General features: G+C 71.4%; 20 protein-coding genes. 10 read left to right on the forward strand and 10 right to left on the reverse strand.

All coding sequences use genetic code 11. The features are described 5' to 3' along the window. Positions 1-77 precede the first annotated feature (77 nt). A complete protein-coding gene (locus ACTWQF_RS32710) occupies positions 78-839 on the forward strand; it encodes a GntR family transcriptional regulator (protein WP_443283423.1) in 762 nt (253 codons plus the stop codon). 116 nt (positions 840-955) lie between these two features. On the opposite strand, the gene ACTWQF_RS32715 is transcribed toward ACTWQF_RS32710, so the two are convergent. Continuing rightward, on the reverse strand, positions 956-1,222 hold the full coding sequence (locus ACTWQF_RS32715) for a hypothetical protein (RefSeq protein WP_443283366.1): 267 nt from the start codon (positions 1,220-1,222) through the stop codon (positions 956-958). A 296-nt stretch (positions 1,223-1,518) separates the two neighbouring features. On the opposite strand from ACTWQF_RS32715, the gene ACTWQF_RS32720 reads away from it, so the two are divergent. After that, a complete protein-coding gene (locus ACTWQF_RS32720; RefSeq protein WP_443283424.1) occupies positions 1,519-2,721 on the forward strand; it encodes a DUF5925 domain-containing protein in 1,203 nt (400 codons plus the stop codon). Positions 2,722-2,804: 83 nt separating this feature from the next. After that, on the forward strand, positions 2,805-3,431 hold the full coding sequence (locus tag ACTWQF_RS32725; RefSeq protein WP_443283367.1) for a hypothetical protein: 627 nt from the start codon (positions 2,805-2,807) through the stop codon (positions 3,429-3,431). A 103-nt stretch (positions 3,432-3,534) separates the two neighbouring features. Here the strand turns inward: ACTWQF_RS32725 and ACTWQF_RS32730 are convergent, their stop codons facing one another. Next, positions 3,535-3,927, reverse strand: a complete 393-nt coding sequence (locus ACTWQF_RS32730) for a GntR family transcriptional regulator (RefSeq protein WP_443283368.1) — start codon at positions 3,925-3,927, stop codon at positions 3,535-3,537. 111 nt (positions 3,928-4,038) lie between these two features. On the opposite strand from ACTWQF_RS32730, the gene ACTWQF_RS32735 reads away from it, so the two are divergent. Beyond that, positions 4,039-4,971, forward strand: a complete 933-nt coding sequence (locus ACTWQF_RS32735; protein WP_443283369.1) for a GNAT family N-acetyltransferase — start codon at positions 4,039-4,041, stop codon at positions 4,969-4,971. An 18-nt stretch (positions 4,972-4,989) separates the two neighbouring features. On the opposite strand, the gene ACTWQF_RS32740 is transcribed toward ACTWQF_RS32735, so the two are convergent. After that, the gene (locus tag ACTWQF_RS32740; protein WP_443283370.1) at positions 4,990-6,186 is read right to left on the reverse strand and encodes a MarP family serine protease; all 1,197 of its coding nucleotides are present in this window, start codon (positions 6,184-6,186) and stop codon (positions 4,990-4,992) included. A 620-nt stretch (positions 6,187-6,806) separates the two neighbouring features. Between ACTWQF_RS32740 and ACTWQF_RS32745 the strand changes: the two genes are divergently transcribed. Next, positions 6,807-7,787, forward strand: coding sequence for a lytic polysaccharide monooxygenase auxiliary activity family 9 protein (locus ACTWQF_RS32745; protein ID WP_443283371.1), 981 nt, complete (start codon positions 6,807-6,809; stop codon positions 7,785-7,787). Between the two features lie 163 nt (positions 7,788-7,950). Then, positions 7,951-8,607 carry a pyridoxamine 5'-phosphate oxidase family protein gene (locus ACTWQF_RS32750; protein ID WP_443283372.1) on the forward strand — a complete coding sequence of 219 codons (657 nt, stop codon included), beginning with the start codon at positions 7,951-7,953 and terminating at the stop codon, positions 8,605-8,607. A gap of 21 nt (positions 8,608-8,628) precedes the next feature. Here the strand turns inward: ACTWQF_RS32750 and ACTWQF_RS32755 are convergent, their stop codons facing one another. Beyond that, the gene (locus ACTWQF_RS32755) at positions 8,629-9,519 is read right to left on the reverse strand and encodes an alpha/beta fold hydrolase (protein ID WP_443283373.1); all 891 of its coding nucleotides are present in this window, start codon (positions 9,517-9,519) and stop codon (positions 8,629-8,631) included. A gap of 381 nt (positions 9,520-9,900) precedes the next feature. On the opposite strand from ACTWQF_RS32755, the gene ACTWQF_RS32760 reads away from it, so the two are divergent. Next, the gene (locus ACTWQF_RS32760; protein ID WP_443283425.1) at positions 9,901-12,147 is read left to right on the forward strand and encodes a heavy metal translocating P-type ATPase; all 2,247 of its coding nucleotides are present in this window, start codon (positions 9,901-9,903) and stop codon (positions 12,145-12,147) included. A 121-nt stretch (positions 12,148-12,268) separates the two neighbouring features. Here ACTWQF_RS32760 and ACTWQF_RS32765 read toward each other — a convergent pair whose 3' ends face one another. The 3 genes from ACTWQF_RS32765 to ACTWQF_RS32775 form a co-directional block, all read right to left on the reverse strand. Continuing rightward, positions 12,269-13,318 (reverse strand): DNA polymerase Y family protein, encoded by a 1,050-nt coding sequence (locus ACTWQF_RS32765; protein WP_443283374.1) that lies wholly within the window; start codon positions 13,316-13,318, stop codon positions 12,269-12,271. After that, positions 13,315-16,764, reverse strand: a complete 3,450-nt coding sequence (locus tag ACTWQF_RS32770) for a DNA polymerase III subunit alpha (RefSeq protein ID WP_443283426.1) — start codon at positions 16,762-16,764, stop codon at positions 13,315-13,317. The genes ACTWQF_RS32765 and ACTWQF_RS32770 overlap by 4 nt, the downstream gene beginning before the upstream one ends. A gap of 212 nt (positions 16,765-16,976) precedes the next feature. Beyond that, complete coding sequence (locus tag ACTWQF_RS32775) at positions 16,977-17,741, reverse strand: SDR family NAD(P)-dependent oxidoreductase (protein WP_443283375.1); 765 nt, start codon at positions 17,739-17,741, stop codon at positions 16,977-16,979. Between the two features lie 122 nt (positions 17,742-17,863). On the opposite strand from ACTWQF_RS32775, the gene ACTWQF_RS32780 reads away from it, so the two are divergent. Together ACTWQF_RS32780 and ACTWQF_RS32785 are read left to right on the forward strand one after the other, a co-directional pair. Then, the gene (locus tag ACTWQF_RS32780) at positions 17,864-18,547 is read left to right on the forward strand and encodes a TetR/AcrR family transcriptional regulator (protein WP_443283376.1); all 684 of its coding nucleotides are present in this window, start codon (positions 17,864-17,866) and stop codon (positions 18,545-18,547) included. A gap of 164 nt (positions 18,548-18,711) precedes the next feature. Continuing rightward, the gene (locus ACTWQF_RS32785) at positions 18,712-19,740 is read left to right on the forward strand and encodes an aspartate-semialdehyde dehydrogenase (protein WP_443283377.1); all 1,029 of its coding nucleotides are present in this window, start codon (positions 18,712-18,714) and stop codon (positions 19,738-19,740) included. Between the two features lie 154 nt (positions 19,741-19,894). On the opposite strand, the gene ACTWQF_RS32790 is transcribed toward ACTWQF_RS32785, so the two are convergent. Beyond that, complete coding sequence (locus tag ACTWQF_RS32790; RefSeq protein ID WP_443283378.1) at positions 19,895-20,971, reverse strand: S1 family peptidase; 1,077 nt, start codon at positions 20,969-20,971, stop codon at positions 19,895-19,897. A 518-nt stretch (positions 20,972-21,489) separates the two neighbouring features. Then, positions 21,490-22,404: a S1 family peptidase gene (locus ACTWQF_RS32795; protein ID WP_443283379.1), complete on the reverse strand. Its 915-nt coding sequence runs from the start codon at positions 22,402-22,404 to the stop codon at positions 21,490-21,492. Between the two features lie 477 nt (positions 22,405-22,881). Between ACTWQF_RS32795 and ACTWQF_RS32800 the strand changes: the two genes are divergently transcribed. After that, positions 22,882-23,340, forward strand: coding sequence for a cell division protein SepF (locus ACTWQF_RS32800; RefSeq protein WP_443283380.1), 459 nt, complete (start codon positions 22,882-22,884; stop codon positions 23,338-23,340). A 46-nt stretch (positions 23,341-23,386) separates the two neighbouring features. Here the strand turns inward: ACTWQF_RS32800 and ACTWQF_RS32805 are convergent, their stop codons facing one another. Next, positions 23,387-24,571: an acyl-CoA dehydrogenase family protein gene (locus tag ACTWQF_RS32805; protein ID WP_443283381.1), complete on the reverse strand. Its 1,185-nt coding sequence runs from the start codon at positions 24,569-24,571 to the stop codon at positions 23,387-23,389. Positions 24,572-24,594 lie beyond the last annotated feature (23 nt).

Raw genomic sequence — 24,594 nt, forward strand, 5'->3', positions numbered from 1 at the left:
CCGCCCCGGCCTGCCCGCTCTGCCCGGCCGGGGCGGACGCCGCCGGAGGGCCGACCTCACCTGTGGAGGCACGTCCCATGACGCCGCTGTTCACCCCGGATTCCGTCGAACTGAACCGGAAGCTGCCGCTCTGGTACCAGGTCTCGCAGTCGCTCCGAGCCTCCATACTGGGCCGCCCGCCACAGGCGCCGGACCGGCTGCCGCCCGAGGACCAGCTGGCCGGACACTACGGGGTCAGCGTGCTGACCATGCGCCAGGCGCTCAAGGAGCTGGAGGCGGAGGGGCTGATCAGCAGACACCGGCGGCGCGGCACCTTCATCGAGCCGGACGCGCGCCGCTCCCGTCCGGTGCGGCTGCTGGGTTCGGTGGACACGATCGTGGCCCAGCAGTCCGGGGAGCCCACCACGCTGCTGGGCCACGGCCCGGAGCCGGTCCCCGCCGAGCTGGCGGAGCACTTCCCGGATCAGAGCGAGGCGATGGCCTACCGCAGGCTGCGCTGCGAGCGGGAGAGCGGCGAGCCGACCAACTGGGCGCTCAACCTGATCCGCCCGGACGTGGCCGAGCACATCGACCCGGCGGATCTGCGCCGCGGCTGGCCGATGACGAAGGTGCTGCGGGATCGCGTGGGGGTGCGCATCAGCAGGATCACGGACACGGTGGAGGCGCGGCTGGCCGATCCGGAGACGGCCCGGCTGCTGGAGGTTCCGCTGCTGAGCCCGATCCTGCACTACACGGGAGTGACCTACGACGGGGAGGAACGGGTGGTGGACGTGGTCCGCATCCACTACCGGGGCGACCGCTTCGCCTTCTCCGTCACGCTGGAGAACGTGACGGACTGAATACCGCCTTCTGGTCAGCGGGCCGGCAAGCGCAGCCATGGGCGGGGTGGGCCGGATTCACGGGCGGGCAGGGGCGAGCGGGGACGGCCGCCGGGACAACAGTCCGGCGGCCGCCTTCAGCCGCGGCCGCCGAAGAGGGTGCGGCGCAGCTTGCGCAGCGGAGCGAAGAGCGAGACCCGCGCACTGCGGTTGCTCGCCCGGCTCCGCACCGCGTCGCGCTGCGTGATCTCACGCATCAGCGTCGTCGCGTCCTCCGCCTCGCCCTGTGGGACGGCGGGACCTGCGAGCACGGAGAGGTGCCGGTCGAGGCGCGAACTCGTCGCGCCGGTACCGCATTTGATCGCGGGCACCCGCGCCCTGCTGCCGACTGTTATCTGTTCCATGTCACTCCCCACCCATACGAGGGCACCCGGCCCGGGCAGAGTAACCCTATCTCCCGACTACGACATGCGTGTATCCCGGCCACAGCATTCACCTGCCCCACAAGGCTGTTGGGGAACACGGTACGCCGTCCCGGCACCTGCCGGGCACCCCGGGAAACGCCGCAAATACGGACACATCAGCCGGAGTTCGGAAGCCGACCGGCGCACACGCGGGGCGGACGGCCTCTCCAGGTGCGCGGGTGGCACGCCGCGAAACCCGCGTGCGAGTGGAGCCATCATGCCGGATCATGGCGGTCATGTGTACCGACCGCCGATCCGATGACAGGAGTGCGGCCCTGGCTTCCGAGACCCCGACGACGCCCCCGACCACCCCCGTCCCGAGCCCCGACCAGGCCGCGCCGCAGGCTGCGACCCCGCCCGAGCGGGCAGTGGCCTCCCGGCTGCACATCGACGACAGCGACTCCGCAGGCGACATCATCGACGCCCTCTTCCTGGGCCGTTTCACCCTGGGGGAACAGCCGTACTCGCGCAGCCACACCGTCGACCGCATCAAGAAGGGGCACACCCTGCTGCCGCCGGGCGCGCAGGTGCTGCGCGAGGCCAAGGACGACAACTCCGGCTCGGTGCTCGCCGAGGGGGACGGCTGGACGGTACGGGTCTCGCGCTGGAACCGGGGCGCCGAGGTCACGGTCACGGCGGTCACCGACGAACTGGCCGAACAGCGGCTGAAGCAGGCCGTGGACGGCGCGGAGGACGAGCCCGAGCCCCAGGAGGACCAGGTCTCCATGGGTTTCTGGTACCACTCCCCCATGCGCGGCCCGCGCCGCACCTCCCGCACGATCAGCGCCGGGTCCTGGGCCGATGTGCGGCAGAACTACACCACGCGGGTGGCCACCGCCATGGACGACCTGATGAAGGTCACCCCTGACGAGATCTCCGGGCGCCTCCTGCTGCTGCACGGCCCGCCCGGCACCGGCAAGACCTCGGCGCTGCGCACACTGGCCCGCTCCTGGAGCAACTGGTGCCAGGTCGACTGCGTCCTCGACCCCGAGCACCTGTTCAACAACATCGGCTATCTGATGGACATCGCCATCGGTGCGGACGACTCGGACCCGGAGTCCGGCCGCTGGCGGCTGCTGCTCCTGGAGGACTGCGACGAACTGATCCGCGGCGAGGCCAAGTACGCGGCGGGGCAGGCGCTCTCCCGGCTGCTGAACCTCACCGACGGACTGCTCGGCCAGGGCCGCAACGTGCTGGTGGGAGTCACCACGAACGAGGACCTGGAGCGGCTGCACCCGGCCGTGGTCCGGCCCGGGCGCTGTCTTGCCCGGATCGAGGTGGGCTCGCTCAGCCGCGCGGAGTCCGTCGCCTGGCTCGGCACCGAGGAGGGCATCGGGCGCGACGGTGCCACCCTGGCGGAGCTCTACGCCCTCAAGAAGGGCAAGCGCCCCGCCGACGTCCCCCACCAGGAGCGGGAGAGCTCGGGCCTGTATCTGTGACCGGCGGGAGCCCTTCCGGACAACCATCGGCCACACTCGGGGGTCTGTTCCGGCAAAAGCCCGCTCAGGGGGAGGACCCGCCCATGCGCTCTCGCTCCATCGTCGGCCCGGCCACCGTCACCGCCGCCGCGGCCGTCGCCCTGCTCACCGCCGCGGCGGCCACCGCCACCGCGGCCCCGGCCGCGCCCCGGACCACGGCTCCCGGTTTTCTGACCGCCGACGACCTGCCCCCGCACTCGACATCGCCGTGGTACGAGGGCCCGGTCAGCAAGGGCCTGCCGGACCCGGAGCCCTTCTGCATGACCCGTGCGATCCCGAACACCGCCGGCACCTATCACCGGCTCTTCGGCACCGACTACGACACCCACGCCTCCCAGGTCAGCGTCAAGGCCGCGTCCCCGAAGGCGGCCGGCAAGCTGGCGGCCAAGCTGGAGAAGCGCGCGGCGAACTGTGCGGCCGACTGGCTGCGGGACAACCCCGGCAGCACGGCGTCCTGGGACGACTACGGCACCGTCGACACGGGGGACAGCGCGCACCTCTACGGCGTGCACACCGCGCCGCCGGAGTCGGAGCACGGCGTGAACCTGTTCGCGGTGGTGCGCAAGGGCGCCAAGGTCACCGTGATCCGCTGGGCGGAGATGGGCACTCTGGCGGACGCCCCGGTGGCGGCTTTCCGTACCACGACCACCATGGCGGCGGCCCGCCTCTGACGCCGAACCGCCTGCCGGAGATCGGGCCCCTGCCGGATCCGGGAACATCTGCCGGGCCGGGGCCCGCCTGCCGGAGATCGGGGGAGCGCGGATCGGGGGAGCGCTACGCGCCGTACTGCGCGCGTAGCGCATCCCAGGCGGCGGCCTGTGCCGCCTCCTGGTCGGCGCCCAGCCGCCGGGCCCGGGCCGCGAAGGTCTGTGCGGCCTCGGCCAGTTCGCGCTCGGTGACACCCCCGGCGGCGGCGATGAAGGTCCCGTTGCGGCCCCTGGTCTCGATGACGCCGTCGGTCTCCAGCGCGCGGTAGGCCTTGGCGACCGTGTTCGCCGCGAGTCCCAGCTCCTCCGCGAGACCCCGCACGGTCGGGAGCTTGTAGCCCGTGGGCAGGTCGCCGCCGCGCGCGAGCGCGGCGATGCGCGCCCGCACCTGCTCGTACGGCGCTTCCTGCGCGTCGGCGTCGAGGGTGATGCTCAGGGCGTTCGATGGATTCCGCGGCACGGGTCCTCCGGGGAGCGAGGGTCGACGGGGCGATTCTCCCCCACCCGGGGCCTCCCCCACCTTGGGAAAAGGGGAAGCGGCGCGCCGCACGGCCGACGTAGCCTCCGCGCCATGACGCTCACAGTCCGCCCGCTGCGCGCCGACGATCCGCGGGACGCCGAAGCCGTCGCCACTGTCCGCCGCGCGACCGTCCCGTATCTCGTCTGCACCGCCGAGACGCTCGGCTGGGAGGTGGCGCACGCCCCGGCCGGCCAGCGGCTGCGCTGGATCGTCGCCGAACGGCCGGACGGGACGGTCGCCGGCTGCGCGGACGCGGGACTGGTCGCGGGGAGCACCGAACCGGGGCAGGGTTTTCTGCACACGGCGGTCCCGCCCGGGGCGTCCGGCCAGGGGGTGGGCTCGGCGCTGGTGGCCGCGGGTGAGGCGTATCTGGCGGGGATCGGCGTGCGGCGGGTGCACAGCTGGGTGGCCGACGACGACCGGGCCGAAGGCTTTGCCGAGCGCCGCGGTTACGCCCGCTCCCGGCAGGCCCGCTTCCTCGGGCTCGATCTGCGCCGTGCGGCCCTGCCCCGGCTGCCCGAACCGCTGCCCGCGGGCGTCACCCTGCACCGGGTCGCCGAGTTCGCCGAGGACCTGCGGCCGCTGTACGAGGCGGACGCGGAGTGCGCCGCGGACGAGCCGGGCGATGTGAGCGTGGGCCGCACCCCGTACGACGAGTGGCTGCGGCACAACTGGCAGCGGCCCGACTGGGACCCGGAGCTCAGCAGTGTGGTGCTGGTGGACGGCCAGGTCGCGGCGTACAGCGTCGCGCAGACGGACGGGGTGGACCGCTACTGGTCGGGGATGACGGGCACCCGGCGGGCCTTCCGGGGCCGGGGGCTGGCGCGGCTGGCGAAGCTGGCCGCGCTGCGCCGTGCCCGCGCCGCTGGTTACGCCCACGCGTACACCGGCAACGACGCGACCAACGCGCCGATGCTGGCCGTCAACCGGCGGCTGGGCTATGCGGAGGTCGCCACGGAGTGGCGCTGCATCAAACAGCTGTGAGGTGTCCGCTGCCCGGTGTCACAGCGCCGAGCGGTTCCCGGTGTCCACGGCGACGGTGGAATCCGCGGCCTGCCGTGCGGCGTCCCGTACCTGGTCGGCCGTGAGCGCGTATCCGGTGCCGGCGTCCGTGGTGGAGCGGGCGAACACCACGCCGTACACCCGCCCGCCGGGCGTCAGCAGCGGGCCGCCGGAGTTGCCCGGCCGGACCTGGGAGCGTATGGCGTAGATGTCGCGGGTGGTCAGCGCACCGCCGTAGATGTCCTGGCCCCGCGCCGGGGTGCGCGCGGCCACGGCTGCCGCTCGCAGGTCCAGGCCGCCGTTCTCCGGGTAGCCGGCGACCACTGCCTGGTCGCCGCGGGTGGCGTCGCCTGCGAAGTGCAGCGCGGGCGCGGTCAGACCCGGCACGTCGAGGACGGCGATGTCCTTCTCGGCGTCGAAGAGGACGACCTTCGCCGCGTACGGGCGTCCGACGCCGCCGACCCGCACGGTCGGCGCGTCGACGCCGGCGACGACGTGCGCGTTGGTCATCACATGGCCGCGGGCGTAGACGAAGCCGCTGCCCTCCTGCCCCTGCTCGCCGCCGTCCACGTCGGCGACGCCCTCGACCTTGACCGTGCTGCGCTGGGCCGCGGCCGTCGCCGCCCTGGTGACGGCGTCGCCCGACGGCTGGGGCACCGAGGCGCCCGGCTCCTGCTCGAACGGGTTGAAGACGGGTGGGAAGCCGGCAGTGGTGAGCGCGCCGGTCGCGCGGTTGAACCACGTCGCGGCGCTGGAGGGCATCCGCTCGTGCACGCCCTCCAGCAGGGAGGAGCCCCTTATGGCCTGGTTGAGCGCGGGCGAGGGCGAGGCGGCGAGCGCGCTGCCCGCCACCCACCCGACGACGAGCACGGCGACGATGTTGACGAGGGCACCGCCCGCTCCGTCCACCCAGCGCGCGGGGGTGCGGCTGAGCGCGTCGCGTATCCGCCAGCCGAGCGGGGAGGCCAGCGCGTGCCCGGCGAGCGCGGGCGCCAGCACGGTCAGCAGCGCGAGGACGGTGGCGGTGGTCGTGCCGCGCTCAGCGAGGTCGAGGACGAACGGCAGCAGCCAGACGCCGAGGACCGCGCCCCCCACGAAACCGGCCAGCGAGACGAGGCCCGCGACCAGTCCCCGGCGGTATCCGGAACCGGCGTAGGCGAGCGCTGCGAAGATCAGGAGCAGATCCAGCAGATTCACGGCCGCGCTCCCTCCCTTCGACTTTTCGCCCCGTTTGTCGCGTTCGCCCCATGCCTGCTCCGCTGTGTGCACCTACGGTCAGGCGGGGCGTTCAGGGAGAAAAACGCATAACCACAGCTAGCGGTTCCCCTCTGCTGGAACTCGCGCCTCCGGTCACGGTGCTCCGCGCTGCGGGAACGTCCGGCGACAGGCGGCCGGTCCTGGCACGCTGACGGCGGGGCTGGTGCCGGCGGGCAGCAGTTCGGGGTGGGCGTGGGCGCCGTACTCGGACGCGGTCGACCGGGTCGTGCCGCCCGCGCTTCGCGAGCGGGTGACCGGCGCGATAGCAACAGGCACCGCGTTCGGCGTCGCCGTCGCGGGACCCCTCGCGCCGGCCGCGCGTCCGGCACGAGGGTTCCGGTCCCTGAGCCTGTTCGGGCGCTTAGAGGTGCCTTAAGCGAGCCCTAAAGATCGCCGGAGAAGGCGCTGGAGGGCGGTTCAGGGCCTTCCAGGTGGCTAACGTGCCGGTCGCGGGGCCGGGTTCGGCATCGGCCGCTGGGGAGGCGGCCGTTGAGCCCGGCCCCGATCCCGCCCGGCCCGCCCTCTCCCGCCCCCCACCTCCGTGACAAGGAGCCACTCTCATGACCGTTCGCCGCAAAGCAACACGGATTGCCACACTGGGCTTTGCTCCGCTCGCGCTCACCACGCTGGCAGTCGGCCCCGCCGCCGCGCACGGTTCCATGTCGGACCCGGTCAGCCGGGTCTCGACCTGCTTCGCCGAGGGACCCGAGAGCCCGAAGTCGAAGGCGTGCAAGGCCGCGGTCGCGGCCAGCGGGACCCAGGCGTTCTACGACTGGAACGAGGTCAACATCCCCGACGCCGCGGGCAAGCACAAGGAGATCATCCCGGACGGAAAGCTGTGCAGTGCCGGCCGCGACAAGTACAAGGGGCTTGACCTGCCCCGCGCGGACTGGCCCGCCACGGCGATGAAGCCGGGTCAGCACACCTTCCAGTACAAGGCCACGGCGCCGCACAAGGGCACCTTCGAGCTGTACATCACCAAGGACGGCTACGACCCGGCCAAGCCGCTCAAGTGGTCCGACCTGGAGTCCAAGCCGTTCGCCAAGGTCACCAACCCGACGCTGAAGGACGGCAGTTACGTCATCGACGGCGCCGTGCCGAAGAAGTCGGGACACCATCTGATCTACAGCATCTGGCAGCGCTCGGACAGCCCCGAGGCGTTCTACACCTGCTCGGACGTGACCTTCGGCGACGGCGCTGCAGCTACGGAGGCGCCAGAGGCCCCGGACGAGCGGGACATCAAGGCGGGCATGGACGAGTCGACCGTGGACCACAACGGCCACGGCGGCGACCAGCACCCCGCCGGGCACCAGGGGGCGCCGCACGCGCCGCACGAGAGCTCGACGCCCGATGCCGACCAGAGCGACGACCCCGCCAACGCGCCCGTGCCCAACGGCGGGGCCGAGAAGACGAAGCTCGCCGAGACCGGCGGCGACGGCAACACCGCACCGCTCGCCATCGGCGGCGCCGCCGTCCTCGCGGCGGGTGCCGGAGTGCTGTTCGCCACGGCCCGCCGCCGGGCCGCCAAGTCCCGCGGCTGACCGGAGCCGGCCGCGGTCGGCGCCGCTTCCCCTGTCACGGTTTCCCATCACGGCTTTCCGTCACGGCTTTCCGTCACGGTTTCCCGTCACGGTTTCCCGTCGCACAGGGGAAAGCGGCGTCGTACGCTCGTTCCCCGTACAGCGGCGACGGAGCGGAGTGCTCATGACGGCAACGGAAGCGGCCGAAGCGGCGAGAGCGATGGTGGAGGTCACCAGCGAGGAGGAGCTGCGCGCCCTCGTCGGAGAACCGGCCTCCCACGCGGTGAACAAGTCCCGCACCGCGCTGCATCAATTGGACCGCGAATGGCTGGCCCATTCACCGTTCTGCCTCGTCGCCACGTCGGCGGCCGACGGAAGCTGCGACGTCTCCCCCAAGGGCGACCCGCCCGGCTTCACCAAGGTTCTGGACGACCGTACGATCGCCATCCCCGACCGGCCGGGCAACAAGCGCATCGACGGGCTGCGCAACGTCCTGTCCAACCCGCACGTCGGCCTCATCTTCTTCCTGCCGGGCCGCGGCGACACCCTCCGGATCAACGGACGGGCGCGGATCGTGCGCGAGGCGCCGTTCTTCGACGAGATGGTGGCGCGGCGCAACCGCCCCAAGCTGGCACTGGTGGTGGAGATCGACGAGCTCTTCCACCACTGCTCCAAGGCGTTCCTGCGCTCCGGCATTTGGCAGCCGGAGACCTGGCAGCCGGACGCGCTGCCGAACCGCGCCCGGCTGGCCAAGGCCCTCGACCGGACCGAGGACTCCCTGGAGTTCCTGGAGGAGTACTACGGCCCGAAGTACGCCGAGAAGATCTACACCGAGGGCTGAGCCCCGGAGCAGCCGCCTGCCTCAGGAAAAGCAGGTGGTGGGGGTGGCGTGGGCCGGGTCGAGCGCGTTCGCCGTCTCGTGCCATGCCACCCGGTCGGTGAGCGCGATGGCCACGTGCTCGGAGATGTCGACCGGACACAGGTCCTGGAGCGTCACGTTCTTCACGTTCGGGCCGTCGAGGAACCCGGTCTTGTAGGGCGTGGCGACCTCGTCGTATTTGGTGGCGATCACGGTGTACTTGACGCCGGGCACCGTGTCGCCGCCCTCGTTGAGCTTCTTGATGAAGTCGGAGCCCTCCTTCTGCTGGAGCAGCGACGGGCCCACCTTGTCGACCACGTCGCCGGCGGGCGGGAAATGATCGACCAGCTTGGTCAGCCCGCTGAGGGTGGTGCCGTGGTTGGTGGGTGCGATACCGACGAGTGCGTTCACCTTCGAGGCGCCGCCGAGGAACTTGAGGTAGTAGCGGGGCATCACGCCGCCCTGTGAGTGGCCCACGATGTCGACCTTGTCGGTGCCCGTGGCGGCGAGCACCTTGTCGACGTAGGCGTCCAGTTGTTCGGCGGAGTCCTCGATGGGGCCGAGTCCGTGGAAGAACGGCTTGCCCGGCAGCTGTCCGTAGTCCAGGGAGAACACGCAGTAGCCGCGCTTGACCAGGTACGGCGCGAACCCGAGCCAGTTGTCCACGGAGTTGCCGAAGGTCCCGTGGGCCAGGACGACAGGGCGGGGGTGGGCGGCGGAGGGCTTGCAGGAGTAGTCGTTCCAGCCGCTGGTCGTCTGCTCGCCTTCGGACGAGGCCGTGGCGGTGGCGGTGGCACTGGCGGGCAGGGCCACGCCGGCGATCGCCATGGCCGCAGCGGCGGCGGCTGCTCTGCGTATGCGCTTCGCTGACGACGCTGACAGCTTCAGCTTCATGTACGGCTCCTGGCGCGGTGAGGGATGGAGGTGGGAGCGGAGCTGTTGAATCGCGGTCAACTTACGCGCGAGTAGGGTCGCTGACCAGTATCTGTACGGAACGAAATCCGGCGGAGCGCGCGGGGTTGCGCACTCCCCTCACTCGCCCCCTCCGCACCCCCTCGGGCCGCGCACCCTTTGCGATAGATACCCCAGCGGGGTATACAGGACTCGTGCGCTACCGATACCCCTCGCGGGTATGACAGAGTGGGCACGCGAGACTGTTGACCTGGAGGGACCATGTCCGCGACGCATGAGAGCACCAAGAGCACCACGGGCGCCGAGTTCACGGGTGCCGGTCGCCCGGCCGCCGGAACGGAGATCGAGCTGGCGATCGGTGGCATGACCTGCGCCTCCTGCGCCGCCCGTGTCGAGAAGAAGCTCAACCGGATGGACGGCGTCACGGCGAGCGTCAACTACGCGACGGAGAAGGCCAAGGTCAGCATGGACGAGGGCGTCCAGGTCGCCGATCTGATCGCCACCGTAGAGGCCACCGGCTACACGGCGGCCCCGCCCGAACCGCGGCGCCCGGAGCCTGGTCCGGGACCGGGGCCAGGGCCGGAGGTGGGCGGTGCGGGCAGGGCCACCGAAGGGGGCGCCCGGGACGAGGAGTTGCGCCTCCTGCGTCAGCGGCTGATCGGCTCGGTGGTTCTCTCCGTACCCGTGATCGCGATGGCGATGGTTCCGGTCCTGCAGTTCGAGTACTGGCAGTGGCTCTCTCTCACGCTGACGGCGCCGGTCGTGGTCTGGGGTGCCTGGCCCTTTCACCGTGCGGCGTGGACGAATGCGCGGCATGGCGCGGCCACCATGGACACCCTCATCTCGCTCGGCACCTCGGCCGCGATGCTGTGGTCCCTGTGGGCGCTGTTCTTCGGCACGGCGGGCATGCCCGGGATGAGGCATCCCTTCGAGTTCACGATCGGGCGGAGCGACGGTGCGGGGAACATCTACCTGGAGGCCGCCGCGGGTGTGACCGCGTTCATCCTGGCCGGGCGGTACTTCGAGGCCCGCTCCAAGCGGAAGGCGGGGGCGGCGCTCACGGCGCTGCTGGAGCTGGGCGCCAAGGAAGTCACGGTGCTGCGCGACGGGCGCGAGGTGCTGATCGGCACCGGGGAACTGGCGGTTGGTGACCGCTTTGTGGTCCGGCCCGGGGAGAAGATCGCCACGGACGGGGTCGTGGTCGAGGGCAGTTCGGCAGTGGATGCCTCGATGCTGACCGGTGAGTCCGTGCCGGTGGAGGTCAGTACCGGTGACAGTGTCACCGGTGCGACGCTCAACGCGGGCGGGCGGCTGGTGGTCGAGGCCGGCCGCGTCGGGTCCGACACCCAGCTGGCGCGGATGGCCAAGCTGGTCGAGGACGCCCAGAACGGCAAGGCCGCCGCCCAGCGCCTGGCGGACCGTATCTCGGGGGTCTTCGTGCCCGTGGTCATCGGCCTGGCACTGGCCACGCTCGGTTTCTGGCTCGGCAACGGGGCAGGGCTGAGCGCCGCTTTCACGGCGGCGGTTGCGGTCCTGATCATCGCCTGCCCGTGTGCGCTGGGCCTGGCCACCCCGACCGCGCTGATGGTCGGCACCGGACGCGGCGCCCAGCTCGGCATCCTGATCAAGGGCCCCGAAGTACTGGAGAACACCCGCAAGGCCGACACCATCGTGCTCGACAAGACCGGCACCGTCACCACCGGCACCATGACCCTGCTCGACGTACACGTCGCGGACGGGACCACCCAGGAGGAAGCCCTTCGGCTGGCGGGCGCGCTGGAGAACGCTTCCGAGCACCCCATCGCCCAGGCCGTGGCCAAGGGCGCCACGGCCAAGTACGGCACGCTGCCCGCCCCCGAGGACTTCGCCAACATTCCCGGGCTCGGTGTCCAGGGCATCGTCGAGGGCCACGCGGTACTGGTCGGACGCGAGAAGCTCCTCGCAGACTGGGCTCTGGAGCTGCCGTCCGAACTGGCGGCGGCCAGGCAAGCGGCCGAGAAGGCCGGCCGTACGGCCATCGCGGTCGCCTGGGACGGACAGGCCCGCGCCGTGCTGGAGGTCGCAGACGCGGTCAAGCCCACCAGCGCCGAGGCCATCGGGCGGCTGCGCGGCCTGGGCCTGCGGCCTGTGCTCCTGACCGGGGACAACCGCACCGTCGCCGAGTCGGTGGCCGCCGAGGTCGGCATCGAACCCGACGACGTGATCGCCGAGGTCATGCCCGAGGACAAGGTCAGCGTCGTCAAGCGCCTCCAGGAGCAGGGGCGTTCGGTCGCGATGGTCGGTGACGGCGTCAACGACGCGGCAGCGCTCGCCCAGGCCGATCTGGGCCTGGCGATGGGAACCGGCACCGACGCGGCCATCGAGGCCGGCGATCTCACCCTGGTACGGGGCGACCTGCGCGCGGCCGCCGACGCCATCCGCCTCTCCCGGCGCACCCTCGCCACCATCAAGTCCAACCTCTTCTGGGCCTTCGCCTACAACATCGCCGCGCTGCCGCTCGCCGCGGCCGGTCTGCTCAACCCGATGATCGCCGGCGCCGCGATGGCCTTCTCCTCCGTCTTCGTCGTCGGCAACAGCCTCCGCCTGCGGAGTTTCCGCGCCGCGGAGTAGCCGAGCGCAGCAGTTCCCCTGGGGGTACCTCCCGGCCGGAGGCTGGGGGACTCCGGCCGGGAGGTGCCCCCACCAGCCAAAACGAACCCGCAGCCCGCAAGCGACAGGCAGGGGCACCCCCTCAGGCGGCCCGCGGCGGGTCCGACCCCGCCGGGCGGACCGCGTAGGGGCCGAAGCGGCGGCGGGCGCGATCGGCCGCCGCCTCCGCACGGCGGGCCTTTTCCTCCCGTACGTCGAACGAGAGCTGATGGGAGGCAAGCTCAGCGGCAGTCAACTCCTCCGCGCGGAGCGCGACCTCGCGGACCCGGGCACGTTGGAGAGCCAGCGCGTCGTGCAGGGCGTAGGCCACGGTGGCCAACGCGGGGGTGTGGGCCGTGGGTTCGGGGAGAGTGCGGGTACGGGTGGTGGCGGAGCGGTCGGCGTAGCGGACGGTGAGGGTGAGGGCCCGGGCCACCTGCTCCTCGGCGCGCAGCCGGAAGCCCAACTCGTCGGCGAGGGTGAGCAGTACGCCCCGGCGGCGCGCGGCATCGAGTTCGTCCCGCTCGAAGCGGTGCTCCGCGCTCGCCGACCGCGGCGGTGCCGTGGGGGTGACGGGCGTGGGGTCGATGCCCCGCGCCCGCTCGTGCAGCCGCCGGCCCGGCGCGGCGCCGAGGATGCGCTGGAGAGTGGCGAGCGGCGCGGCGGCGAGCCTGCCGACGCTGTCGAGCCCGTACGCGCACAGTGCCCGCGCTGTCGCCGGGCCGACCCCGTGCAGCGCGGCCACCGGCCTGCGGTCGAGGAAGTCGGCGGCCTCCTCGGGGCGTATCTCGCGTACCTGTCCCGGCTCGCCCGCCTGCGCGGCCATCCGGGCGAGCAGCGGACTGGCGGCGACGCCGATGGTGCAGTCGACGCCGTACAGGGCGAGCGCGCGCAGCCGTACGAGTCGCGCCAGTTCGGCCGCGTCCCGCCCGAAGTACCGCAGTGCGCCCCGGACATCGGCGAGCGCCGCGTCCGGCGGGAGGGCCTGGACGACGGGGGTGATGTCGGTGAGCAGGGCGAGGAGCGCGTCGTACCGTTCGGGTGTGAGGTCACCTGTGGGGTCGCCGAAGTGCACGTAGAGCACATGCGGTTCGCCCGGCGCGTTCGCGGATCTGTCGTTCGCGGAGCCGTCGTTCGCGGGTATGTCGTTCATCCCGCGCTCCCCGTGCTGGAGTGCCACATCTTGCGGAGCGCCTTGGGAGAGCCCGCCGGCTCGCCCGCGGGGCGGAGGTCGGCCCAGGGGTGCATCTCGTAGCCGGGGGCGACCTCGATGGTGCGGCCGGGCCCGGTGGCGGGCTCCCCGCCGCCCTCCGCGGGTGCGCCCAGCCGCGCGGTGACCGCCTCCAGGCCGCCCTCGCGGCGCAGTTCGACCAGTTCGGCCAGGTCCCAGGCCGCGGAGCCGACGACGGTGAGGCTGCGCGGGCCGCGCCGCTGGACCACGCCGCGCACCAGCAGCAGCCAGGAGTGGAAGACGGTGTGGGCGCAGGCCGCGTGCGAGTCCTCGAAGAAGGCGAGGTCGGACAGGCCGGTGCCGTCGTCCAGGGTGGTGAAGATGACGCGCTTGCCCGAGGCGAGCGGCGGAGTCTGGGTGGCGGCCTTGGCGCCCGCGATCAGCACCGTCTCGCCGTGCCGTGCAGAGCGCAGGGTGCGGGCCGAGTGGGCGCCCAGCTCCCGCAGGAAGGCGACATGGTCGGCCATCAGATGGCGGGAGGTGTCCATGCCGAGGACGTCGAGTTCGGCGCCGAGGCGTTCGCCGCTGTCCAGGTCGGGCAGATGGACGGGCTCGGCCTGTTGCAGGGCCGGGTCCGCGGTCCCGCTCGGGGCAGCGCTCTCCCCCAGTGCCAGCTGCCCCTCGCGTGCCCCGGCCGCGCGCTGGGCGCGGTGCAGTTCGGCGATGTGCAGCAGCAGGTCGCGGCGGTTGCCGCCGGGCGCGAAGGCGTCCAGTGCGCCGATCTGCGCGAGGCGTTCGGCCACGGGGCGGGAGGGGCGGGCCCGGCGCCAGAAGTCGCTGAGCGAGCCGTAGGGCTGTCCGGCCTCGATGCGGGCGGCGTCGGCCTCGCTGATGCCCTGCACCTCGGCGAGCGCGAGCCGCAGCCCCCACACCCCGGAATCGGACTCCAGTTCGATCCGATAGGAAACCGAGGACCGGTTCACATCCAGCGGCAGCACCGGCACCCCGCGCCGCCGCGCGTCCGCCAGCAACAGCCGCTTGGGGTACATGCCCGGGTCGTGCTCCAGAAGCCCGGCATAAAAAGCAGCAGGGCGATGCGTCTTGAGCCATGCCGACTGGTAGGTCGGTACGGCGAACGCCACGGCGTGCGCCTTGCAGAAGCCGTACGAGCCGAAGGACTCCACCACCTCCCAGGCGTGGGCGATCACTTCGGCCGTGAACCCCTGCCGCGCGGCCGCACGTTCGAACCAGCGCTTCGCACCCGGCCGCTGCTCGTCGTCCTTGAGCACCCGCCGCACCTCGTCGGCCCGGCCCCGGTCGCAGCCGGTCAGCCGGGAGAGGATGCGGATCACCTGTTCATGGAAGATCGCCACCCCGTATGTCTCGGCCAGCGGCTCCTCCAGCGCCGGATGCGGATGGCGGATACGGCGCCGCCCGTGCCGGGCCTCGATGAAGGGGTTGACCATGTCGGCACCGACCGGCCCGGGCCGGAAGAGGGAGATGTCGACAACCAGATCGTGGAAGGTCTCCGGCTGGAGCCGCCCGATCAGATCGCGCTGGCCCGGCGACTCGATCTGGAAACAGCCCAGCGTCTCGGAGGCGCGGATCAGCTCATAGGTCGCACGATCGCCCTCCGGGACGGCATCCAGCTCGATCCGCTCCCCCGTGGCCCGCTCCACCTCGGCGACCGCGTGCGCCATCGCCGACTGCAGGCGCACACCCAGCACATCCAGCTTGAGCAGCCCGAGATCCTCCACGTCGTCCTTGTCGAACTGCGCCATCGCGAAGCCCTCGCCGCTGGTGGGCACGACGGGCGTACGGGCACGCAGCGACGAGTCCGAGAGCAGCACCCCGCACGGGTGCATGGCCACCCCGCGCGGCAGCCCGTCCAGCGCCTCCACCAGCTCCCAGAACCGCTCTCCGTGCTCCGTGGGCGCCCCTTCCTGCCGCAGCTGCTCCAGCTCCGGCAGCTCGGCCAGTGCGGCGCGCGCGTCCCGCGCCCTGATGTGCGGGAACGCCTTGGCGAGCCGGTCGGTCTCGGCCGGGTCCAGGGCCAGCGCCGCACCCACGTCGCGGATGGCGTGCCGTACCCGGTAGGTCTCGGGCATCGCGACGGTGGCCACCCGCTCCTCGCCGAAGCGTTCGAAGATGGCGCGGTACACCTCCAGCCGCCGGGCCGACTCCACGTCGATGTCGATGTCCGGCAGCTCGGCCCGGCGCGGCGAGAGGAACCGCTCCATCAGCAGCCCGTGCTCGACCGGGTCGGCTTGTGCGATGCCCAGCAGGTGGGTGACGAACGACCCGGCCCCCGACCCGCGCGCAGTGGCCCGGATCCCCAGCTCCCGGGCGTCCTCGACGATGCGCGCGACGGTCAGGAAGTACGAGGAGTAACCAAGCCCCTCGATAACGGCCAGCTCCTCGTCCAGCCGCCGCCAGCGCGCAGGGTCCTTGTCGTAACGGCGAGTGACCATTGCGGCGGCGCAGCGCGAGCGCAGGGCACGTGCCGTCGTACGACCGCCGGTCCCGGCCAGATGCGGCTCGGGAAAGTGCACCCGCCCCAGCCCCAGGTCCTCCTCCGGATCGACCCGGCAGGCTTCCGCGGTCTCCTCGGTGAGGGCGAGCAGGCGGTGTGCGGTGCTGTGCCGGTATCCGGCGGCCTCCGCGATCCGCTCCGCCGCCTCGGCCATCTCTTCCGGCCCCTTCAGCCAGCGCTCACCGTTGTCCAGGCCCTTGCGCGGGTCGACGGGGACGAGGCGGCGCGCCGCGTCCAGCACATCGGCGACGTTCACCTCGGCGGCCGGCGCTGCCGGGTCGGCGTAGCGCACGGCGTTGGTCAGTACGGGCTTCACTCCCTCCTGGGCCGCCAGCCCCAGCGTCCTGGCCGCCTCCCGCAGCGGCCCGGAACCCGTGACGGCCAGCCGGAGCGCGGCACCGTATATCTCCCGCCATCTGGCGAGCAGGGCCGCGGCACGGTCGGGGCGCCCCGCGGCGAGGGCGCGGCCGACGTCGGAGTCGGCGCCCAGCAACACGGTCACGGCTTCGCCGCGCAGCGCCGCCCATGGGAGGAGGGGCTTGTCATGATTGCCCCGCGTGTCGGCGTGCGCCGCGGTGATCATCCGGCACAGTTCGGCCCAGCCATGGGCGCCGTCCCGGGCGAGGAAGACGACTCGCTGGGCCGACTCATCGACAAAGCTTCCGCCTCTGACCGGCGTACGACGGCGGCCTCCGGTCCGCGCGCCGTCCTGGTTCGCCGCCTGTTCGACGGCGAGCTCGACCCCGTACACCGGGCGCACCCCAGCCCTGGTGCACGCCTTCGTGAAGCGGACCGCTCCCGCGACGGTGTCCCGGTCGGTGAGGGCGACCGCCTCCATTCCCCGCTCAGCGGTGCGCTCCGCGAGGGATTCGGGGTGGGAGGCGCCGTAGCGCATGGAGAAACCGGAGGCCACGTGCAGGTGTGTGAACCTCCGCACCGTCTGTCACCTCCGCATCCTCTGTCGCCCTCGCCCCTGTGCCCCCTCCCGTCGTCCCGGGCCACCACAATAAACCAGGTCGTCGAACTTGTATTCGAATAGCACCCCCATACGTGAGACCCCCGCGCGAGGGGGGCACGTCGCTTGTGGGGGGTACGCCGCGAGGGCCCTCACATGTGGGTGCCGCCATCGATGCGGAGCTCGGTGCCAGTGATGAAGGCCCCATCGTCGGAGGCCAACATCGCAATGGCCCCGGCAACAACCTCCGGCCCGGCAAACCCCTCCCCCAACGCAGGCATCAACTTCGCGAACAACCCGAAGTCCGCATCTTCCGGCAACCCCGGATCCCGCGTCATACCAGACGCGATCGACCCCGGCGCCACACACACGGCCCGCAACCCCCGCTTGCTGTACTCGGCCGCAATGGCATGCGTAAAGGACTGAATGCCCCCCTTCGTCGCGGCATACGCAGCCATATATGGATGCGCAAAACTCGCCGAGGTCGAGCTGAAATTGACGACGACCCCCCGACCGCCGGCCAGCAAGGCGGGCAACGCCTGCCGGGTCATCAGAAAGGTCCCGGTGAGGTTGACACCGATGATCCGGTTCCAGAACTCCAGCGTCATGCTCTCGGTGTGCCGCGAGTCGAGGATGCCCGCGGCATTGACCAGCACATCCAGCCCACCGAGGCGCTCGATGGCGGCCCCGGCACGCTCCCGTACGGAGTCCTCGTCGGAGATGTCGACGGCGGCGGTACCGAGCCGCCCGTCCGTACCGGCCTCGGCGGCCAGGGCGCGGGTCTTCTCCAGCCCGGCCTCGACGATGTCCGCCGCGACGACGGTGCCGCCCTCCGCGAGTATTCGCAGCGCGGTGGCCTGGCCGATACCGGAGCCCGCGCCGGTGACAAGAACCTTGCGGCCGGTGAAGCGGTTCATGGCTGCTCCTCTTCCATGGCGATTGACGAGTCACTGCTTCGCCAAAGTACGCCGCAATGGCACGACGTGCCATAAAGGCTCATCCTGCACAAGCGCTCATCCCCTGACATACGCTTCCGTCCATGACCTCCCGCCCCCACCCCTCCCTCTCCCCCACCGAGCACCGCAAGACGGAGCGCCCCTCCCTCACCGAGCGCCGTAAGGCCGAGACCGAGCGGGAGATCGCACGGCACGCCGCCGAGTTGTTCTCCGAACACGGGGCGGCGGGCGTCACCGCGGAGGGGATCGCCCGGGCGACGGGCGTCTCGCTGCGCACCTTCTACCGCTACTTCCGCACCAAGGAGGAGGCCGTAGCCCCGCTGCTGACCGGCGGGGTACGCCAGTGGCTCGCCGACCTGGCCGCCGCGCCCGCCGAGCTGTCCGTGGCGCAGGCGCTGGAGCACGCCGTCCGGGCGGCGCTCACCCCGGACGGGCCGTACGCGGACCTCCAGGCCGAGGCGCTGGAGAGTACTCGCGGCCTGCTGCGTGCCGTTCCCGGTGATCCGGCGCTGCGCTCGGTGTGGCTGCGGGTGCACGCGGAGACGGAGGAGGCGCTGGTGCCCGTACTGACCCAGCTCGCGCGCGAGGGCACCGATCCCCTGGAGCTACGGCTGACGGCAGCCGCCGCCAATGCCGCCATGCGGATCGCGATGGAGACCTGGGCGACCACCGAGGCGGAGCCCGACGATCCGGAGCAGGGTCCCGCCGCACTCGCCGTACGCTGTCTGCGGGGGCTGACCACGGGACTGCGCACGCCCCGCGCATAGCCCGCCGCGTGCAGCTCTCTCCCCGGTGCCGGGCTGTGACCGAAATCAAAGTACTGGCACCCCGTACCCGGCACCGTGCAGGGTAGGGGCACGCACGACACCAGCGCGGCGAAAGGCGCAAGCCTCACAAAGCCGCGCGCTCAGCGAAAGGCAGAAGGAGCCCCATGAAGGTCGGGATTGTCGGAGCCACCGGTCAGGTCGGCACAGTGATGCGCGAGATTCTGGCCGAGCGTGATTTCCCGGTCGACGAGCTGCGCCTGTTCGCCTCCGCGCGCTCCGCGGGCCGGACGCTGCCCTGGAAGGACGGCGAGGTGACCGTCGAGGACGCGGCCGCTGCCGACTACACCGGGCTGGACATCGTCCTGTTCTCCGCGGGCGGCGCCACCTCGAAGGCGATCGCCGAGAAGGTCGCGGCGCAGGGCCCGGTCGTCATCGACAACTCCTCGGCCTGGCGAATGGACCCCGAGGTGCCGCTGGTCGTCTCCGAGGTGAACCCGGACGCGGCCAAGCACCGCCCCAAGGGCATCATCGCCAACCCGAACTGCACCACCATGGCCGCGATGCCGGTGCTGCGCCCGCTGCACGAGGAGGCGGAGCTGACCGCGCTGGTCGTCGCCACCTACCAGGCGGTCTCCGGCAGCGGTCTGGCGGGCGTCGCCGAGCTGGAGAGCCAGGCTCGCAAGGCGGTGGAGAACGACGCGGCGCGGCTGACCTTCGACGGGGAGGCGGTGGACTTCCCCGAGCCGGACAAGTTCAAGCGTCCCATCGCCTTCAACGTGCTGCCGCTGGCCGGCTCGATCGTCGACGACGGCCTGGCCGAGACGGACGAGGAGCAGAAGCTCCGCAACGAGAGCCGCAAGATCCTGGACATCCCCGAGCTGAAGGTCTCCGGCACCTGTGTGCGTGTCCCCGTCTTCACCGGCCACTCGCTCCAGGTCAACGCGCGCTTCGCGCGCCCGCTGAGCCCGGAGCGTGCCGCCGAACTGCTCGCCGGGGCGCCGGGCGTGGAGCTGTCGCCGATCCCCACCCCGCTCCAGGCGGCGGGCAAGGACGTCAGCTACGTGGGCCGGATCCGTGCCGACGAGACGGTGGAGCACGGTCTGTCGCTCTTCCTGTCCAACGACAACCTCCGCAAGGGCGCCGCGCTCAACGCCGTACAGATCGCCGAGCTGGTCGCAGCCGAGCTGAGCTGACGGCCGCCTTCGGATCCTCCTGAGGCGCACGGAACGACGGAACCCCCCGGACCTGGGTCCGGGGGGTTCCGCTGTGGGGGGTTCGAGCCCCTCCGCGTATGGGGCTCACCAGGATCCCGCGTGGTGGCCGGATGCTGCGATCAGCCGGTGGGGGTCAGCCGATCTTGGCGCCCAGCGCGTCGAGCGCGGCGGGCACCGGCTGGAAGTAGGTCTCGCCGCCGGAGGAGCAGTCACCGCTGCCGCCGGAGGTCAGACCCAGCGCCTTGTCTCCCGCGAAGAGCGAACCGCCGCTGTCGCCGGGCTCGGCGCACACGTCGGTCTGGATCAGCCCGTCGACGGTGCCCTCCGGGTAGGAGACGGAGGCGTCCAGCGCCTTGACCGTGCCGTCGTGCACCTGGGTGGTGCTGCCGCTACGGGTGACCTTCTGGCCGACCTCCGCTTCGCCGGCGCCGGAAATGGCCTGCTTGCCGCCGTCGTAGAGGTTGACCTCGCTCGGGTGGTCGGTGTCGCCGGAGTAGGTGGCGATGCCGTAGTCGGCGCCCGGGAACTTGCCGTCGCCGCTCTCGGCGATCGGCTGGCCGCCCTCCTTGTCGGACCAGGAGGCGATCGCGGTGGTGCAGTGGCCCGCGGTCAGGAAGCCGGGCTTGCCGTCCTTGGTGGTGACGTTGAAGCCGAGCGAGCAGCGGCTGCCGTCGCCCCAGATGGCGTCGCCACCGGCAATCTTGGTGGTGAACTTGCCGTTGGTGCGCTTCAGTTCGGCCTTGTCACCCTGGGCCTTGAGCTGCTTCTTCAGCTTGTCCAGCTTGGCGCCCTTGACCGTGCTGTCGGCGGTGACGACAACCTTGTTGGTCTTCACGTCGACGGCGCGGGCCGTGCCCGTGACATCGTTCTTGGTGAGGGCGTCCTTGGCGGACGTGAGCTGGGAGAGCGTGTGCTCGACGACCCGGGCCTTGGCTCCCGCCGCCTCGACCTTCTCCTTGGCCGCGTCGTCGGTGACGTTGACGACCAGTTGCTTGGCCTTGGCGTCGTAGTAGGAGCCCGCGTCACCCTTGAGGTCCGAGGTGAGCTTGGAAGCGAGCTCGGCCGCCGAGGTGGCCGAGAGGGTCTTGGCCGTGGGTGCTTCCGGAGCGGCGTTGGCGGTGGTGACCGTGAGCGCGCCGGCCGCGAGGGCCGCGGCGCCCGCGCCGGCCAGCAGTATCCGCCGCTTGGGAACGCGTCGGTGGTTGGACAACGTGATACCTCCAGTGGGGGGTTGGGCCCGCCCGAGTTGTGGGCGGTCCCGGAGGATGTATGGACACGGGCCTCTTACCCAAGAGGAAGTCGCGTCCATGCCAACTTGTGGGCCGAGTATTGCGACCCACCGATCCCCGCACAAGGTTCAGTTCGCGTCAGCCGACCGGAAGTTCGGTCCGCCCGTCAAGGTGCCGAACGTCCCTTCCTGTCCCCGACGTCCGGTAGCGCGAACACGCGGGGCAACACCGCGTGTTCGCGACGTGAGGAATGGACCTGTCCGGTATTCATCCCCCAACAGCGCGATCGCGACGCCGGATCGAAGCACTCCGCAGCCGCCCGCACCCGCGCGCACGGCGCCTCGCCACGCGTGCAACCCGAACACACCCGCGCACGAAGAAGCATCCCCGCACACGCGGAAGTGCCCGTACACGCACCCAGGGAGCGTGCACGGGCACAAGGCCGAGCTGTATCAGTGCAGATACTGGTGGTACCGGCGCGCCTCAGAGAGGCAGTACGTCAGTAGACGCTCACGCCGTACGCGCTGAGCGCCTCGGTCACCGGCTGGAAGAAGGTCGTTCCGCCGCTGCTGCAATTGCCGCTGCCGCCGGAGGTCAGGCCGAGCGCGGTGCCGCCCCGGTAGAGGGGCCCGCCGCTGTCGCCGGGCTCCGCGCACACGGTGGTCCGGATGAGGCCGGAGACGATGTCGCCGCCGCCGTAGTTGACCGTGGCGTTGAGCCCGGTCACCTGACCGCTGTGGATGCCGGTGGTGCTGCCGCGCCGGGTCACGCTCTGGCCGACGGACGCGTTGCCCGCGCCGGTGATGTCGACGCTGCCCACGGTGCCGGGGTGCGGGACGGAGGAGTTGCTGTAGCGCACGAGGCCGTAGTCGTTGCCGGGGAAGCTGGATCCGGCGGTGGGACCGATCAGGGTGGTGCGGCTGGAGTTGGTGTACCAGTTGCCGCCGAGCTCGGTGCAGTGTCCGGCGGTCAGCAGGTAGTAGGTGCTGCCGCTGCGGACGTTGAAGCCGGCCGAGCAGCGGGCGGAACCGGTGTAGATGGCGTCCCCGCCCGAAACGTACTTCTGGAACGTGCCCTTGACGTGCTCGATCTCCACCGCGCCCGCATTCTTGCCCGCGGCGCGCCGGATCTGCGCGATGTCGGCTCGTGAGACGCGGCTGTCGACCGCGACGACGAGCTTGTTGCTCTCCTTGTCGACGTGCCACGCCGTGCCCGCGACATCGGCGGCGCGCACGGCGTCACCTGCCGAGTTGAGCTGACTCGCGGTGTAGGTGTGGGGGGACGGAGCTTCTGCTGAGGCCGTGGCCGGCGCGATGAGCGCCCCTGCCGCTGCCATGCCCGACGCGACGGCGATCAGCCGGCTGCGTCTGCGACGTGCCATGCTGTCGATGGCTTTTGTGCGTTTGATCCTCACTTTTCCTCCCGTTCAGGGAAAACCAAGCGTGCTCCTGACAAACGCTGAATGGAGTATTCGCCGTAGTTTTCCGGACCCGCAAGGGCGTCTTTCGGACTCCTTGAGTCCAGTTCGCGTGCCGCCAACACCGTTTGACCCCGGGCGGAGTGGGGAGGAGACGGACCTGGCCAATCCCTGGCCGGCCCCCTGGTCAACCTGGGAGCACGGCGGGGCGGTCGCTCACTCGGATGTCACCGGCGACAATCCGGTCCGGTCGGAACGTGGACAATGTGGAGCATCCTGCGCCCCGTCACCAGCCGTTGAACACTCAAGACCTGACAGAGCGCCACCCGTTTGTGCACCAGAACCGTCACGAATGCCGTGCCGGACGGGTAACCGCTTGGCGCATCATCAGCATCATGGACGACCATAGGGGTTGCGGACCCGCGGCGGAGCGCTAAGAACGGTGGGACACCGCGCAGAGGAGAGGAGGCGTCCATGGGATCGGTGCGCAAGGCGAGTGCCTGGCTGGGCCTCGTCGACGACAGCGAGATGCGGTACTACGACTATGCCGACGGTGCGGACGGCCCCGCCGACGGTCCGGAGCCCGGGGACGCCGCACGCGAGCCGTGGGTCACCGACCCCAGAGTCCGCGTCACGGCTGAGACGGCACAGGACCAGGGCACCAAGATCGCGACGGTAAGCCCGGACTGCTTCCGTGACGCCCGCGGCATCGGCGAACTGTTCCGGGACGGCGTCCCGGTGATCGTGAACCTCACCGCCATGGAGTCCGCCGACGCCAAGCGGGTCGTCGACTTCGCGGCGGGGCTGACCTTCGGTCTGCGCGGTTCCATCGAGCGGGTCGCCAACCGCGTCTTCCTGCTGACGCCGCCCGACTACAGCGTCGTCACCAACGAGGACCGCCGGGACCGGAGCGGCTTCTTCAACCAGAGCTGACCTCCGGAGGGGCTTCCCGACAGCCCCTCCGGAGCCGGGATAACCGCTATCCGCGGAAGGCGTCGACCCCGGTCAACGCCTTGCCCAGCACCAACTGGTGCATCTCCACGGTCCCCTCGTATGTCAGCACGGACTCCAGGTTCGTGCTGTGCCGCATCACGGGGTACTCCAGCGAAATTCCGTTCGCCCCCAGCACGGTCCGTGCGGTGCGGCAGATCTCGATGGCCTCCCGCGTGTTGTTGAGCTTGCCGAAGCTGATCTGCTCCGGCCGCAGCCGCCCCGCGTCCATCCGCCGGCCCAGGTGGTGCGCGAGCAGCACCCCCTTGTGCAGTTCGACCGCCATGTCGGCCAACTTGGCCTGGGTGAGCTGGAAGGCGGCCAGCGGCTTGCCGAACTGCTCCCGCTCCGTGGCGTAGGACAGCGCCGCCTCGAAGCAGGTTCGCGCAGCGCCCATCGAGCCCCACACGATCCCGTACCGGGCATGGCTCAGACAGCTCAGCGGGCCGCGCAGACCCTGCGCCTCGGGCAGTACGGCATCCGCGGGCAGCCGCACCTCGTCGAGCACGAGTTCACTGGTGACCGAGGCACGCAGCGACAGCTTGTGCTTGATCTCGGGCGCGGAGAAGCCCGGGGTGTCGGTCGGGACGACGAAACCGCGGACCCCCTCGTCGGTACGGGCCCAGACCACCGCGACCCCGGCAACCGAGCCGTTGGTGATCCACATCTTGCGGCCGGTGAGCACCCAGTCCGAGCCGTCGCGCTTGGCGTAGGTGCGCATGCCACCCGGGTCGGAGCCGTGGTCGGGCTCGGTCAGCCCGAAGCAGCCGATCACCTCGCCGGCGGCCATCGACGGCAGCCAGCGCTGCTTCTGCTCCTCGCTGCCGAACCGGTGGATGGCGTACATCGCCAGCGACCCCTGGACGGAGACCAGGGAACGGATGCCGGAGTCGGCGGCCTCCAGCTCCAGGCAGGCGAGTCCGTACTGCACGGCACTGGCGCCCGTACAGCCGTAGCCGGTCAGCGACATCCCGAGGGCGCCGATGGAGCCCAGTTCGCGGGCGAGCTCACGGATGCCGGGCAGCTCGCCGCGCTCGTACCAGTCGGCGACATACGGCAGGACGCGGTCGGCGGCCCAGGAGCGCACGGTGTCGCGCACGGCACGGTCCTCGTCGCCGAGCAGGTCGTCGAGCCCCAGCGGGTCGTGCGCGTCGAACGCGGGCAGCGAACTCATGGCAGTGCCTTTCGGTGGTGAAG

Source organism: Streptomyces sp. 8N114 (assembly GCF_052245835.1).
Lineage (GTDB): Bacteria > Actinomycetota > Actinomycetes > Streptomycetales > Streptomycetaceae > Streptomyces.

Bases quoted from the DNA above. Each gene is read 5' to 3' on its own strand.
- ACTWQF_RS32725 (WP_443283367.1), top strand. From the start codon at position 2,805: ATGCGCTCTCGCTCCATCGTCGGCCCGGCCACCGTCACCGCCGCCGCG.
- ACTWQF_RS32775 (WP_443283375.1), bottom strand. From the start codon at position 17,741: ATGAACCGCTTCACCGGCCGCAAGGTTCTTGTCACCGGCGCGGGCTCC.
- ACTWQF_RS32715 (WP_443283366.1), bottom strand. From the start codon at position 1,222: ATGGAACAGATAACAGTCGGCAGCAGGGCGCGGGTGCCCGCGATCAAA.
- ACTWQF_RS32765 (WP_443283374.1), bottom strand. From the start codon at position 13,318: ATGAACGACATACCCGCGAACGACGGCTCCGCGAACGACAGATCCGCG.
- ACTWQF_RS32805 (WP_443283381.1), bottom strand. From the start codon at position 24,571: ATGAGTTCGCTGCCCGCGTTCGACGCGCACGACCCGCTGGGGCTCGAC.
- ACTWQF_RS32735 (WP_443283369.1), top strand. From the start codon at position 4,039: ATGACGCTCACAGTCCGCCCGCTGCGCGCCGACGATCCGCGGGACGCC.
- ACTWQF_RS32800 (WP_443283380.1), top strand. From the start codon at position 22,882: ATGGGATCGGTGCGCAAGGCGAGTGCCTGGCTGGGCCTCGTCGACGAC.
- ACTWQF_RS32755 (WP_443283373.1), bottom strand. From the start codon at position 9,519: ATGAAGCTGAAGCTGTCAGCGTCGTCAGCGAAGCGCATACGCAGAGCA.
- ACTWQF_RS32760 (WP_443283425.1), top strand. From the start codon at position 9,901: ATGACCTGCGCCTCCTGCGCCGCCCGTGTCGAGAAGAAGCTCAACCGG.
- ACTWQF_RS32745 (WP_443283371.1), top strand. From the start codon at position 6,807: ATGACCGTTCGCCGCAAAGCAACACGGATTGCCACACTGGGCTTTGCT.
- ACTWQF_RS32770 (WP_443283426.1), bottom strand. From the start codon at position 16,764: ATGCGCTACGGCGCCTCCCACCCCGAATCCCTCGCGGAGCGCACCGCT.
- ACTWQF_RS32785 (WP_443283377.1), top strand. From the start codon at position 18,712: ATGAAGGTCGGGATTGTCGGAGCCACCGGTCAGGTCGGCACAGTGATG.
- ACTWQF_RS32710 (WP_443283423.1), top strand. From the start codon at position 78: ATGACGCCGCTGTTCACCCCGGATTCCGTCGAACTGAACCGGAAGCTG.
- ACTWQF_RS32780 (WP_443283376.1), top strand. From the start codon at position 17,864: ATGACCTCCCGCCCCCACCCCTCCCTCTCCCCCACCGAGCACCGCAAG.
- ACTWQF_RS32750 (WP_443283372.1), top strand. From the start codon at position 7,951: ATGACGGCAACGGAAGCGGCCGAAGCGGCGAGAGCGATGGTGGAGGTC.
- ACTWQF_RS32720 (WP_443283424.1), top strand. From the start codon at position 1,519: ATGTGTACCGACCGCCGATCCGATGACAGGAGTGCGGCCCTGGCTTCC.